This window comes from Burkholderia sp. FL-7-2-10-S1-D7 (genome assembly GCF_001524185.1).
Classification (GTDB): Bacteria; Pseudomonadota; Gammaproteobacteria; order Burkholderiales; family Burkholderiaceae; genus Burkholderia; species Burkholderia diffusa.
Genome location: NZ_LOWY01000100.1, coordinates 124,471 through 137,359 on the forward strand (window position 1 = coordinate 124,471; position 12,889 = coordinate 137,359).

A 12,889-nucleotide genomic window follows, 5' to 3' on the forward strand; every position below is an offset into this window, starting at 1 on the left:
CCTCGATCGAATTTGCCAGCTGGTCGTCTGAGCCCGCCATGTCCGTGAAGGACGGGAACGGGAATGTGTTCCGGGGCGATTGCAACTTCGTCGTGTCGAGCACCGCGTGACGGATGCGTTGCGTGTGCCGACGGAATCGCGCGGCAACGTCCACCGGCTTCGCATCGTTGCGTGGGGAAACCAGTCCGGCGCACCTCTGCGGAACGTATGAAGTTTGAATCGCACGTTCGTCCTGTTCGCTGACGAATCGTTCGGCATCGCATCGCCGCGAACAGCACCGATTCCCCATACTTTCCGACATGAATAGCGGGTGTATCCCACTGGTTTGGGATACGAATATTTACCTAAGATGGAAGCAATCGTGCGTGTGATACGGTGCCGGCACGCGCATGGCGGGAAGAGGCAGCGCCGGGAACGACTGCGGCAGATGTTTCCATTATGGATGCGAGTATGTGCGCGGCGGCCGCGAATCATCATGCGGTCGCATCGACGCCAGCGGGCGCGGCGGTAATCACCGCGCGGAAGGCATTCGGCCGGTCAGGCCGAGTCGCCGTGTTACGTCACGCATGCATCGCAATCGTTTGCGCTCTGAGCGTCGCGCCCGCCGTTCTCGCCGGGGCGCCTGGCGATGCCGACGAGCCGATCGACACGGTGCGGCTCGTCGCCACCACGACACCCGTCAATCCCACCAGTCCCGCCTTTTCGTCACACGACTCGGCCGTACGCCAGGTCGTGCTCGGCATCATCAGTTTCACGCGCTGGCCGACGACGCCCGTTCGCCTGCATCTGTGCGTGACGGGCAGGTCGGACTACGCGGGCGACCTGACCGGCACGATGCAGGCCGGCTCGACCGCGCTCGACGTGCAGCGGGTCCGCTTCGACGACCCCGCGCTCGGCGTCGCATGCGACGTCGTGTATCTCGGCGTGCTCGGAGACGAAGAGCGAAAGCAGGTGAGGACCGCGCTGGTTGGCCGCCCGGTGCTGACCATCGCCGAACACGATCCGTCCTGCACCGCGGGCAGCATGTTCTGTCTCGTGGTCGAAGGCGAACGCGTCACGTTCGACATCAATCTCGACGCCGTCGCGCGCAGTGGCGTGCGCGTGCATCCGAACGTGCTCAATCTCGCGCGGCGGACGCTGACGCCATGACACGTTCCGGACCCGCCATTTCGCCTTCACGTGTATCGCGCCCGACGCTGCAAAGCGTGTTGCGCCGCGCGCATTTGCGCCTTGCGTTCGTCGCGGTCGCGATGGCCGCCGTGTCGCTGATCGTCGTCGCCGTGATCGCGTTGCGTGCGTACGCCGGCAACAATCTGCACCTGCTGGCGCGCTCGCTCGGTTACACGGTCGAGGCAGCGCTCGTGTTCGGCGACCGCGTCGCGGCGAACGAGGCGATCGCGACGATCGCCAACGACGAGGACGTCGCGCAGGTGGTCGTCACCGATGGCAAAGGCCAGTTGTTCGCGACGTGGAAACTGCCCGACGAAGGCCGGATCGCCCTTCTCGAGCGCGGCGTCGCCACGCTGGCGCTGCCCGGGCCAGTGAGCGCTTCGGTGATGCACGACGGCATCGTCATCGGCCAGGTCATCGTGCGTGGCCGAGGGCACCAGTTCTTCGGGTTCCTGATCGGTGGCATCGGCGGCATTCTCGGTTGTCTGGCAGTCAGCGTGATCGGCGCGTATGTCAGCTCGAAGCGTCTGTTGCGCAACATCGTTGCGCCGCTGCGCGCGCTGGCTGACGTCGCGCACGCCGTGCGCCGCGAGCGTGCGTTCGCGCGTCGCGTCGAGCCAGTGGCGATCGCCGAACTGAATCAGCTCGGCGACGACTTCAATGCGTTGCTCGACGAATTCGAAGACTGGCAGAACACGCTGCGCCACGAAAACGCGTCGCTCGAACACAAGGCGACGCACGATGCGCTCACGGGGCTGCCCAACCGCGTGCAGTTCGAGTCGCGTCTGTCGGTTGCCCTCTGCGACGCCGTGGTGACGGGACAGCGAGTTGCCGTCCTGTATCTCGACTGCGACCGCTTCAAGGAAATCAATGACGGTCTCGGCCACGATGCGGGCGACGCGGCGCTGGTCGGCATCGCGGCGCGGTTGCGCGCGCAGGTGCGCGAGACCGATCTAGTCGCTCGGCTGGGCGGCGATGAATTCGCGGTGATGCTGACGGCTGTGCGCGATACGGAAAGCGTGTGCCGGATCGCCGACGAGATTTTGTCCGGCATGGTGCCGTCGATCGAGCTGTCCGACGGGAGCATGGTGGCCACCATGATGAGTGCCGGTATTGCGCTGTATCCCGATCATGCGTCCGACGCGAGCGGCTTGCTGCGCGCGTCGGATGCCGCGATGTACCGCGCCAAGCGTGCTCGGCCCGGGTCGTGGCAGCTGGCGGAGGCCGTAGCGGGACGGGTTTGATGTCTATCGTTTCGCGCCGTGGGCGAGGCCGCGGCGGCGGGATAATAAGCGCGCGCGAAGCGGGCGCGTACGAAGGGGGCGATCATGGATGACTCGTTGCCTGTGAGCATTGGGCGAATGTGCGTCGCGGGCGCGGTGCTTCTGTGCCTGTTGCTTGGCGGATGCAAGACGCCGCCGCTTCATCGGGGGCTCACGCAGACGCAGGTCACGGCGCTGAAGTCGGCCGGGTTCCAGGAGACCGAGCAGGGGTTCGAGTTCGGGTCGACGGGGCCGATTCTGTTCGATTTCGATCGGTATAACCTCAAGCCGGATGTCAGGCGGATCGTCGAGCGGATTGGCAGGACGTTGAGGTCGGCGGGAATCAACGGGGTGCGGGTGTACGGGTACTCCGACGAGGAAGGGCAGGCTGCCTACGATCTCGAGTTGTCCCGGCGGCGGGCGGAGGTGGTGGCGATCGAGCTTGTGGACGTCGGGCTGGATGCGAAGCGGATCGCGGTTGTGGGGAAGGGGAAGAGCGATCCGGTGGGGGATAACCGGACGCCAGCCGGGAGAACGCAGAATCGGCGGGTGGCGATTGTGGTGTCGCCGAGGTGAGGCGGCTTCAACGCGATGCCGGCGTTCGGCGATGCGCATCGTGCGCTTTGCGTGCGTGACCAGACTGAGATTGTGCAACTTGCTGTGTGCGACCGTTGCGGATCGCCCGCTGCTTCACCAGGCAATATTGCAAGACGACCGCGACGCTCCCGCACCGCCGGTAGCCGTGCAATGCGAACCCGCGCCGTTGTCATAGAACGTCCGCGTCTCCGGCTGCGGCACTGACGGATCGTGCGGATTCGGCGCACCGTGCGGACCGCGCGCGGCATCGTAAGGTCGCGTGGGCGCATACGAATTCCTGCCGCCAGGCGCGTGCGACCCGTTGGCCCTCAGATATTCATTCCAGTTCAACGCGCGCTGTTCGTGTCGTGGCAACGCGCGACCGAAGCTATCGCTGCCGCCCGCGCCGAGCGCGACGCGATTCGAGGGCCAGTCAGAATCACCGGGCTCGCGTTCGACCGAAGGCTGCGGCTTGAGCGTATCGCCCGAAACCCGCAACGGCCGCGTATCAGGCGTATCGAACGGACTGCGTTCAACCGGCGCCGCGTACTTCCCACGCCGAGTCGTCGGCGCCGCGCGTCCCTTATCCCGAGCCGAAGCGCGACGTTCCGAACGAAACACATTGGCACCGCCAGCATGCTCGACCAGCGATTCGTGGTCCGAAGCGTCGGCAATAGAAACGGAAAGTGCACAAGCAAGCGCGGCGGCGGAAGAAAAACGAAGAGGTCGATTCATCGGGCTCCGAACCAGGTGATATGTACTGGGAAAAAACGGCAGATCACTGGCTGGCGGCTCGGCGACGTGTGAGCGTCGAAGCGGCCCTGAAGCGACTGCGAATCGCGGAGGGGGCGACTCGCAGGAAGGCTGGCTGGATTGCAGAAGCGAGCGCGAATTATTTCATAAAAATCACAAACAGCTTTCGTTGTGCGGGTTGATGTCGGCAAACAGAAGGATTGGCCGCTCAGATACATCGCCCCGACTCGGTGCGTGCCGACACAATCGTCAGTTGATTGGTTTTCGACGATCGGACTCCAAGCATCCAAAGAAGCCGGCAGCGCGTGACGCAAAATCGCCGAAACCCACACCCGGTAAGGAATCTGTCCGCCAACCCACCCAAAATCGCAACCCAATTGCACCCACCGCAAACGTTCGCTACCCATCTTGGTTGCTCCCGAATCGCCACCTCGCGCGAGCCAAGTTTCTCCGTGTTTTCCCTCATAGAGACGGCATTTTTGACAGACGATTTAAAAACCCCCATATAATTTCGGCTGCCTTGCCAACGGCTGTCGGACCATCCCTCCGAACGATCAGTTGGCAAGCGGGGCAGGCGAAACGCTTGCGCAATGCAAGACGCATCACGATGTCTTTCCGAACCAGACGTCCCCCTTGGGGACTGCAAGAGCCGGGCCCCGCTACGCAACATCCATCCGCAGGTCCGTCTTCATGTGTCTCGGGCGTGTCCCATGTCCTCGCCCCGGGTGCTGTTCGATTGCGCAAGTCATGCCGCCTTTGCCCGTATGACTAAACAACATCGAGGAGCTCCCAGATGACGCTGTCCCGTCTTACGTCCATTTCCGCCGCCGCCGTGCTGTTCGCCGCCGGCGCCGCTGCCGCGCAAGCGGAAACCGTGAAGATCGCCATCGCTGGTCCGATGAGCGGCTCGGTCGCCCAGTACGGCGACATGGTGAAGGCCGGCGCGCTGACCGCGATCGAACAGATCAACGCGGCCGGCGGTGCGGGCGGCAACAAGTTCGAAGTCGTGCAGATGGACGACGCATGCGAACCGAAGCAGGCCGTCGCCGTCGCCAACAAGATCGTCAGCCAGAAGGTCAAGTACGTGATCGGCCACGTGTGCTCGGGTTCGACGATCCCCGCATCGGACATCTACGAAAACGAAGGCATCGTGATGGTCACGCCGTCGGCCACCGCGCCGCAGCTGACGGAAGGCAAGAAGCGCCACTTCATCTTCCGCACGATCGGCCGTGACGACCAGCAAGGCCCGGCCGCCGCGCACTACATCATCAACAACGTGAAGCCGAAGAAGGTCGCCGTCCTGCACGACAAGCAGTCGTACGGCCAGGGCATCGCGTCGTCGGTGAAGAAGGATCTCGAAGCCGCGAAGATTCCGGTCGTCCTGTTCGAAGGCATCAACGCCGGCGATTCGGACTACTCGGCGATCATCACGAAGCTGAAGTCGCAAGGCGTCGATTTCGTCTACTTCGGCGGCTACCACCCGGAAATGGGCCTGCTGATGCGCCAGGCGCGCGAGCAGGGCGTGAAGGCCACGTTCATGGGGCCTGAAGGCGTGGGCAACAAGGACGTGACGGCGATCGCCGGCCCGGCTTCGGAAGGCATGCTGGTCACGCTGCCGGCCGACTTCTCGGCCGACCCGGCCAACGCGGCGCTCGTGAAGGCCTTCGCGGACAAGAAGCGCGACCCGAACGGCCCGTTCCAGATGCCGTCGTACGCAGCGGTGAAGATCATCGCCGACGCAATTGCCGGCGCGAAGACGACCGACCCGACGAAGGTTGCCGCGTACATGCACAAGACGACGTTCGACACGCCGATCGGCAAGGTCGCGTATGACGCACAGGGCGACCTGAAGGCGTTCAAGTTCGTCGTCTACACGTGGCACAAGGACGCGACGAAGACCGCCGCCAAGTAACAACGGAGTATCCGCCCCGCGCACCCGCTCTGCCCGTCACCCGGGCAGGGTGCGTGCGCATTTGGCCGTTGCACGGCCAACGGGCGGCCCGAGACGACACCGTGCGTTGCGCGCGGCCGAACGCCGTGATCCGGCAACGGCACGCGACCCAGCGCCAACGGGAGCTTCCCGCACATGACTGACTTCTTTCCTCAATTCGCCCAGCAACTGGTCAACGGCCTGACGCTGGGTGCGATCTATGCGCTGATCGCCATCGGCTACTCGATGGTCTACGGCATCATCGGCATGATCAACTTCGCCCACGGCGAGATCTACATGATCGGCGCGTACGTGGGCCTCGTGACCCTGACTGCCATCGGCATCTCGGCCGGCTATCCGCTGCCGCTCGTGCTCGGCGCCGCACTGATCGTGTCGGTGATCGTCACCGGCCTGTACGGCTTCGCGGTCGAGCGCGTCGCGTATCGGCCGCTGCGCGGCGGCCCGCGCCTCGTGCCGCTGATCTCCGCGATCGGCATGTCGATCTTCCTGCAGAACTACGTGCAGATCGGCCAGGGCGCGCGCGACGTGTCGGTGCCGGTGCTGATTTCCGGTGCATTCGACATCCATCTCGGCGGCGACTACGACGTGACGATTCCGTATGCGCGTCTCTTGATCGTCTGCGTGACGATCGTGCTGATGATCGCGCTGACGCTGTTCATCTCGCATTCGCGGATGGGCCGTGCCTGCCGCGCATGCGCCGAAGACATGAAGATGGCGAACCTGCTCGGCATCGACACGAACCGCGTGATCTCGTTCACGTTCGTGCTCGGCGCGATGCTGGCGGCCGTCGGCGGCGTGCTGATCGGGCTGACCATCGGCAAGCTGAATCCGTACATCGGCTTCGTCGCGGGCATCAAGGCGTTCACCGCCGCGGTGCTGGGCGGGATCGGCAGCATCCCGGGCGCGATGCTCGGCGGCGTGCTGCTGGGCCTTGCCGAAACCTTCGCCGCAGGCTACATGCCGGCCGAGTACAAGGACGTCGTCGCGTTCGGCCTGCTCGTGCTGATCCTGCTCTTCCGTCCGACCGGCCTGCTCGGCAAGTCGGACATCGAAAAGGTTTGAGGGAGACGCAGATGAGTCAAGTCATTTCCGTTCGCCGCCCGGCCGCCGATGCCTCGATCGGCCAGGCGCTGAAGAATGCCGCGGCCGCCGCGCTGCTGACGGCGATCCTCACGATTCCGGTGCTCGGCCTGCAGTTGAAGCTCGACGGCTATCAGGTGGTGCTCACGCCGCACTGGCGCCCGGTGTGGATCGCGGTCGCGGCCGTGTTCCTGTTCCAGTTGTTCAAGCCGTGGCTCGTGCGCGCGAAATCCGCGGTGAAGCTGCCGGCGATGCCCGCGATGGGCGCGCAGCAGCAGCGCGCGATCATCTGGGTGCTGCTCGCGGTCGGGCTCGTGTGGCCGTTCTTCGGTTCGCGCGGCGCCGTGGACGTCGCGACGCTCGCGCTGATCTACGTGATCCTCGGCCTCGGGCTGAACATCGTGGTCGGTTTCGCGGGGCTGCTCGATCTCGGCTATGTCGGCTTCTACGCGGTCGGCGGCTATACCTACGCGATGCTGAACCAGTATTTCGGGCTGTCGTTCTGGGAGTGCCTGCCGATCGCGGCAATCGCCTCGGCGACGTTCGGCTTCCTGCTCGGCTTCCCCGTGTTGCGTCTGCGCGGCGACTATCTCGCGATCGTCACGCTCGGATTCGGCGAAATCATCCGCCTGCTCGCGAACAACCTGACGAGCCTCACGGGTGGCCCGGACGGCATCTCGAGCATTCCGAAGCCGACGGTGTTCGGCTTCGAGATGGCGCGCTCGGCGAGCGTCGAAGGCGCGAAGACCTTCCATGAACTGATCGGGCTCGAATACAGCGGCGAGCACATGGTGATCTTCCTGTACCTGATCGCGCTGGTACTGGTCGGCTTCACGCTGTTCGTGACGAGCCGCCTGATCCGCATGCCGATGGGGCGTGCGTGGGAAGCGCTGCGCGACGACGAGATCGCATGCCGTTCGCTGGGGCTGAACCCGACGCGCATCAAGCTGTCGGCGTTCACGCTCGGCGCGGCGTTCGCGGGCATCGGCGGCGCGTTCTTCGCCGCGCGTCAGGGCCTCGTGAATCCTGAATCGTTCACCTTCATCGAATCGGCGCTGATCCTCGCGATCGTCGTGCTCGGCGGGATGGGTTCGCAGCTCGGCGTGATTCTCGCGGCGATCCTGCTGACCGTGCTGCCGGAAGTCGCGCGCGGGTTCGCCGAGTACCGGATGCTGATCTTCGGTCTGGTGATGGTGTTGATGATGATGTGGCGTCCGCAGGGCCTGCTGCCCGCGAGCCGTCCCCACGTGGAGCTGCCGCAATGAGCGCGAATGCAGAACTGTTGAAGGTCGCCGGGCTGCAGATGCGCTTCGGCGGGTTGCTCGCGGTGGACGGCATCGATTTCGACGTGCGCCGCAACGAGGTGTTCGCGATCATCGGGCCGAACGGCGCGGGCAAGACCACGGTGTTCAACTGCGTCGGCGGCTTCTACAAGCCGACCGGTGGCGACGTCGTGCTCGACGGCCACGCGATCGCCGGGCTGCCGAGCCACAAGATCGCGTTGAAGGGCCTCGTGCGCACGTTCCAGAACATCCGCCTGTTCAAGTCGCTGACGGTCGTCGAGAACCTGCTCGTCGCGCAGCATCGCAAGGTGAAGTCGGGGATACTGCATGGCCTGTTCGCGACGCCCGCGTATCGCCGCGCCGAGAAGGAAGCGCTCGAACGCGCGGCCGTCTGGCTCGACCGGATGGGGCTGACGTCGGTCGCCAACCGGCAGGCGGGCACGCTGTCGTACGGGCACCAGCGGCGTCTCGAGATCGCGCGCTGCATGATCACCGAGCCGCGTCTGTTGATGCTGGACGAGCCGGCGGCCGGTCTCAACCCGCAGGAGAAGATCGAGTTGCAGCACCTGATCGACAAGCTGCGCCACGAGTTCGGCGTATCGGTGCTGCTGATCGAACACGACATGAGCCTCGTGATGGGCGTGTCGGACCGCATCCTCGTGATGGAGCACGGCCGGCCGATCGTGATCGGCACGCCGGATGCGGTCCGCAACGACCCGCGCGTGATCAAGGCGTATCTGGGGGAAGAGTGATGCTGAAGCTGGAACAGGTCCATACGCACTACGGCGCGGTCGAGGCGCTCGCGGGCGTGTCGATCGAGGTGAACAAGGGCGAGATCGTCACGCTGATCGGCAGCAACGGCGCCGGCAAGACGACGCTGATGATGACCGTGTGCGGCACGCCGCGCGCATCGTCGGGCCGCGTGCTGTTCGAGGGCAACGACATCACCGCGATGTCGACGCACCAGATCATGCGGCAGGGGATGGCGATTTCGCCCGAAGGGCGGCGCGTGTTTCCGAGTCTGACGGTGCTCGAGAACCTGAAGATGGGCGGGTTCTTCGCGAGCCGTCATGAGATCGAGGATGGCATCGAGCATGTGTTCAAGCTGTTTCCGCGCCTGAAGGAGCGCGCGGCGCAGCGGGCCGGCACGATGTCGGGCGGAGAGCAGCAGATGCTGGCGATCGGCCGTGCGCTGATGAGCAAGCCGCGCTTGCTGCTGCTCGACGAGCCGACGCTCGGCCTCGCGCCGCTCGTGATCGCGCAGATCTTCGACATCATCCGGACGATTCGCGACGAGGGCGTCACGGTGTTCCTGGTCGAGCAGAACGCGAACAAGGCGCTCGGTGTGGCCGATCGCGGGTATGTGCTCGAAACGGGGCGCGTGGTGCTTGCCGATACGGGCGCTAATCTGCTTGCGAACGACCGGATCAAGCAGGCGTACCTCGGCGGTTGATGAGGATAGCCGCCGGCCTGCAATGGGCCGGTGGCTTGCCGCATCCTTCGTGGATGCATCGGTACGACAGGTGCAATTTCCGCTTTGCAGGGAATCTGTAGCCGATTGAGCTTCGATCCTGGCCAAATCGGTTACATCTCGATGGTTCGTCCAGATCGACGTGAGTAGATAGCCATTGCCGCGTCGAATCGCAATCGCACTGTGGAGGCAACCCATGAAAATCAAACGAATCGTCGCCAATATCGACACACGCGCGATCGACGACGCGAAGCGCTTCTACCAACAGATCTTCGGTCTCGACTTGCTGATGGACCATGGCTGGATCGCGACCTACGGTAATGGCGAGCAGATGGATGTGCAGATCAGCTTCGCATCGCAGGGCGGGTCGGGCACGCCGACGCCCGACTTGTCGATCGAGGTCGACGATCTCGACGAAGCGTTCGCACTCGTGCATGCGGCGGGTGTTCCGGTCGAATACGGCCCGGCCGACGAGCCGTGGGGTGTCCGTCGGTTCTACGTGCGCGATCCGTTTGGCAAGCTCGTCAACGTGCTCGTTCACCGCTGAAGCGGCGGTTAAAGCACCACACCGAGCTCCATCGACTGTCGCCGTACCGTTCTATTTAGGAATGCCATCCGTGATGGCTTGGAGGCGTTGATATTCGGGAAACGGCTCGATCAACGCGCGGATATCGTTGATTGCCACCACCGGCTCCCGGCTGTCGCGACCAACATGCGGCGCGGATCGCAGTCAGCCGAAAACAGGTATCGCCATGCGATGCTCCGCGCGAATTCGACTCCCACCCGGGCACGCCCGGTTCAGCGCATCGTCTTCAGTTGCGACCACAACCGGTTTTCCAGTCGCATGATCGCGACGGGCTTCGGTTTCATCAGCGTCATTTTCTTCAGCACGTCGTCCGACGGATAAACCGACGGGTCTTGCGCAATCGCGGCCAGCACGAACTTGCGCGCCGGCACGTTCGCGGTCGGGTAGAACACCTCGTTGGTGATCCCCGCGTTGACCTGCGGATCCTCGATGTAGTTGATCCACTTGAGCGCGGCTTCCGGGTGGGGCGCGTCCTTCGGAATCGCCATCATGTCGAACGCCACCAGCCCGCCTTCCTTGACGTTCGAAAACCGGATGTCATACGCACGCTTGGCGTCGATGCTGCGCCGGCGCGCGATGCCGACGTCGCCCGCGAAACCGATCGACACGCAAACGTCGTTGTTCGCGAGATCGTTGATATAGCCGGACGAGTTGAACTCGGTCACGTACGGCCGGACCTTCTTCAGCATCTCGAAGGCGGCCTGATAGTCGGCCGGGTCGGCGCTGTTCGGATCCTTGTGCAGGTACTGCAGCGCGGCGGCAAACACGTCGATCGACTCGTCGAGGAACGAGACGCCGCATCCCTTGAGTTTCTTCAGGTTCTCGGGATCGAAGACCAGCGACCAACTGTCTGTCGGCGCATTGGCGCCGAGCGCCTTGCGTACCGACTGCACGTTGTAGCCGATGCCGATCGCGACGAATGCCCAGGGCACGCCGTACTGGTTACCGGGGTCGGCGCCCGCGACCATCTGCATCAGCGTCGGGCTCAGGTTCTTCAGATTCGGCAGTTTCGACTTGTCGAGCTTCTGGTACACGCCGGCCTGAATCTGTGCGCCCATGTAGTTCGAGGTCGGCACGACGATGTCGTAGCCGGAATTGCCTGCCAGCAACTTGGCCTGCAACGTGTCGTTGCTGTCGTAGTTGTCATAGCGCACATGAATGCCGGCCGTCTTCTGGAAGTTCGGGATCGTGTCCTTCGCGATGTAGTCCGACCAGTTGTAGACGTTGAGTTCGGTGTCGGCCGCGTGAGCGAACGCCACCGTACACGCTGCCGTGACGGCCGCGATGCGGGTGCCCGCGACGGCCGCACGGCGCACGAGAGCGCCAAAGCGAGAAACGCGCATAGTCTCCTCCTTGTAGATTGCAACTGCGACGGCAACGCCGCCGGTACGACGATGTCGGTTCACTGCTCGGATTCGGCCCGATGCGCCTCGTAGCGCAAGCGCATCGCGGCGCCGATGTCGAAGAACGGGCGGGGTGGCAGCCAGCCGGGTTGCGCATGATGGAGGACGGCCGTCAGCAACGCCGACTGGCCGCCGGATGCCATCTCCGCGAGCAATCGTCCCCACAGCGTGCCGCGTGCCACGCCCGAGCCGTTGCATCCCGCCGCGATATGGATGCCGTTGTCGAGTCTCGCGAAGCGCGGCTCGCCGGAGCGCGTGGCGCTCAGGTGGCCCGTCCACGTATATTGCAGGTGCGCGTCCGTGATCCACGGGAAGCGCCGTTGCAAGCCGCGCAGATGCATCGCGCGGCGCGTGTCCAGCGCGCGGCCGGCAAGATCGCGATGGCGATATTCGACGGTGTTGCGAATCAGCAGCCGCCGGTCCGGCGTCAGACGCACCGTCGCGCCCGCGGGATAGGTGGACAGCACGCCCCACGCGTCTGCGTGGCCGATCTCCGCCTGCTCCTGCGCGTTCAGCGGACGGCTCAACGATGCGCTGAGTTCGAGGGGAAACACGCCGCGCTCCGCGATGCCCAGGCGCGGTAGAAATGCGCCGACACAGGCAATCACCCGCGCGGCTTCGATGTCGCCGCCCGCCGAGCGGGCGCGAATGCCGCCGCCGCTCAGGCGTTCGAGGCCCGTGATCCCGGTATGCTCGAACACTGTCACGCGCTCGGGCAGCGTTTCCAGCAACCCCTTCGCGTACTTCGCCGGCTGAAGCAGCCCGTTGCCGTTGCCGCACCAGATCGCGGCCTGGTAGAACGACGTGCCGAGGCGCCGCGACAACGCGTCTCCGTGCACGAATTCCGCGCTTGCGCCCACCTCGCGCAAGGTCTGCACCTGGGCTTGCGCTTCTTCCAGCTTCGCCGGATCGTGGACCGCGAAGAAATAGCCGGCATCGCTCAGGTCGCACCGGATGCCCAGCGTCGCGATGCGTCGCCTCGCTTCCTCGTTGGCCGCGATGCCGATGTCGGTCACGCGACGGTATGCGTCGTGCAATCGTTGCCCCGCCAGTTCGGCGGGTTCCGGCCGCTCGTGCGCCACGACAAAGCCCGAATTGCGCGCCGACGCCCCCTGGGCCGCGCGTTGCCGGTCGACGACGACGATCTGCGCCTGCGGGTGCAATTCGGCAAGCGTATGCGCTGCCGACAGCCCGGTGAAGCCGCCGCCGATCACCAGCCAGTCGGTTTTCCGAGTGCCTTGCAGCGCGGGCCGGCACGGTGCCTCGCCGGCCTCGGCGATCCAGCCGCATGAATTCCTGGTCAAAACAGTCCTCCCACCTTGGCGCGAGCGACGGCGATCGTCTGAAGTATGAA

General features: G+C 64.7%; 12 protein-coding genes. 9 read left to right on the forward strand and 3 right to left on the reverse strand.

Annotated features, from left to right (window positions below):
- The first annotated feature begins 438 nt into the window (after window positions 1–438).
- From WS75_RS28635 to WS75_RS28645, 3 genes are all read left to right on the forward strand, one after another.
- Window positions 439–1,149 carry a YfiR family protein gene (locus WS75_RS28635; RefSeq protein WP_059685662.1) on the forward strand — a complete coding sequence of 237 codons (711 nt, stop codon included), beginning with the start codon at window positions 439–441 and terminating at the stop codon, window positions 1,147–1,149.
- Window positions 1,146–2,414 carry a diguanylate cyclase domain-containing protein gene (locus WS75_RS28640; RefSeq protein WP_059685664.1) on the forward strand — a complete coding sequence of 423 codons (1,269 nt, stop codon included), beginning with the start codon at window positions 1,146–1,148 and terminating at the stop codon, window positions 2,412–2,414. Before WS75_RS28635 ends, WS75_RS28640 begins: the two co-directional genes overlap by 4 nt.
- An 84-nt stretch (window positions 2,415–2,498) precedes the next feature.
- Entirely contained in the window at window positions 2,499–3,008 is a 510-nt protein-coding gene (locus WS75_RS28645) for an OmpA family protein (RefSeq protein WP_059685666.1), read from the forward strand.
- Between the two features lie 114 nt (window positions 3,009–3,122).
- On the opposite strand, the gene WS75_RS33065 is transcribed toward WS75_RS28645, so the two are convergent.
- Window positions 3,123–3,743, reverse strand: coding sequence for a hypothetical protein (locus WS75_RS33065; protein ID WP_082729772.1), 621 nt, complete (start codon window positions 3,741–3,743; stop codon window positions 3,123–3,125).
- 811 nt (window positions 3,744–4,554) lie between these two features.
- Here WS75_RS33065 and WS75_RS28650 point away from each other — a divergent pair.
- From WS75_RS28650 to WS75_RS28675, 6 genes are all read left to right on the forward strand, one after another.
- On the forward strand, window positions 4,555–5,673 hold the full coding sequence (locus WS75_RS28650) for a branched-chain amino acid ABC transporter substrate-binding protein (protein ID WP_059685668.1): 1,119 nt from the start codon (window positions 4,555–4,557) through the stop codon (window positions 5,671–5,673).
- A 174-nt stretch (window positions 5,674–5,847) separates the two neighbouring features.
- On the forward strand, window positions 5,848–6,774 hold the full coding sequence (gene livH / locus WS75_RS28655; RefSeq protein ID WP_006484734.1) for a high-affinity branched-chain amino acid ABC transporter permease LivH: 927 nt from the start codon (window positions 5,848–5,850) through the stop codon (window positions 6,772–6,774).
- Between the two features lie 11 nt (window positions 6,775–6,785).
- Window positions 6,786–8,057, forward strand: coding sequence for a high-affinity branched-chain amino acid ABC transporter permease LivM (locus WS75_RS28660; protein ID WP_059447699.1), 1,272 nt, complete (start codon window positions 6,786–6,788; stop codon window positions 8,055–8,057).
- Entirely contained in the window at window positions 8,054–8,827 is a 774-nt protein-coding gene (gene livG / locus WS75_RS28665) for a high-affinity branched-chain amino acid ABC transporter ATP-binding protein LivG (RefSeq protein ID WP_059685670.1), read from the forward strand. The genes WS75_RS28660 and livG overlap by 4 nt, the downstream gene beginning before the upstream one ends.
- Window positions 8,827–9,528 (forward strand): ABC transporter ATP-binding protein, encoded by a 702-nt coding sequence (locus WS75_RS28670; protein ID WP_059685671.1) that lies wholly within the window; start codon window positions 8,827–8,829, stop codon window positions 9,526–9,528. The genes livG and WS75_RS28670 overlap by 1 nt, the downstream gene beginning before the upstream one ends.
- A 214-nt stretch (window positions 9,529–9,742) precedes the next feature.
- Complete coding sequence (locus tag WS75_RS28675) at window positions 9,743–10,093, forward strand: VOC family protein (RefSeq protein WP_059685673.1); 351 nt, start codon at window positions 9,743–9,745, stop codon at window positions 10,091–10,093.
- A 251-nt stretch (window positions 10,094–10,344) separates the two neighbouring features.
- On the opposite strand, the gene WS75_RS28680 is transcribed toward WS75_RS28675, so the two are convergent.
- On the reverse strand, window positions 10,345–11,475 hold the full coding sequence (locus tag WS75_RS28680) for a polyamine ABC transporter substrate-binding protein (protein ID WP_059685675.1): 1,131 nt from the start codon (window positions 11,473–11,475) through the stop codon (window positions 10,345–10,347).
- Window positions 11,476–11,534: 59 nt separating this feature from the next.
- The gene (locus tag WS75_RS28685; protein ID WP_059685677.1) at window positions 11,535–12,839 is read right to left on the reverse strand and encodes an NAD(P)/FAD-dependent oxidoreductase; all 1,305 of its coding nucleotides are present in this window, start codon (window positions 12,837–12,839) and stop codon (window positions 11,535–11,537) included.
- Window positions 12,840–12,889: the final 50 nt, after the last annotated feature.

Coding starts and splice junctions, on each gene's coding strand:
- WS75_RS28635 (WP_059685662.1), top strand. CDS start 439: ATGGATGCGAGTATGTGCGCGGCGGCCGCGAATCATCATGCGGTCGCA.
- WS75_RS28640 (WP_059685664.1), top strand. CDS start 1,146: ATGACACGTTCCGGACCCGCCATTTCGCCTTCACGTGTATCGCGCCCG.
- WS75_RS28645 (WP_059685666.1), top strand. CDS start 2,499: ATGGATGACTCGTTGCCTGTGAGCATTGGGCGAATGTGCGTCGCGGGC.
- WS75_RS33065 (WP_082729772.1), bottom strand. CDS start 3,743: ATGAATCGACCTCTTCGTTTTTCTTCCGCCGCCGCGCTTGCTTGTGCA.
- WS75_RS28650 (WP_059685668.1), top strand. CDS start 4,555: ATGACGCTGTCCCGTCTTACGTCCATTTCCGCCGCCGCCGTGCTGTTC.
- livH (WP_006484734.1), top strand. CDS start 5,848: ATGACTGACTTCTTTCCTCAATTCGCCCAGCAACTGGTCAACGGCCTG.
- WS75_RS28660 (WP_059447699.1), top strand. CDS start 6,786: ATGAGTCAAGTCATTTCCGTTCGCCGCCCGGCCGCCGATGCCTCGATC.
- livG (WP_059685670.1), top strand. CDS start 8,054: ATGAGCGCGAATGCAGAACTGTTGAAGGTCGCCGGGCTGCAGATGCGC.
- WS75_RS28670 (WP_059685671.1), top strand. CDS start 8,827: ATGCTGAAGCTGGAACAGGTCCATACGCACTACGGCGCGGTCGAGGCG.
- WS75_RS28675 (WP_059685673.1), top strand. CDS start 9,743: ATGAAAATCAAACGAATCGTCGCCAATATCGACACACGCGCGATCGAC.
- WS75_RS28680 (WP_059685675.1), bottom strand. CDS start 11,475: ATGCGCGTTTCTCGCTTTGGCGCTCTCGTGCGCCGTGCGGCCGTCGCG.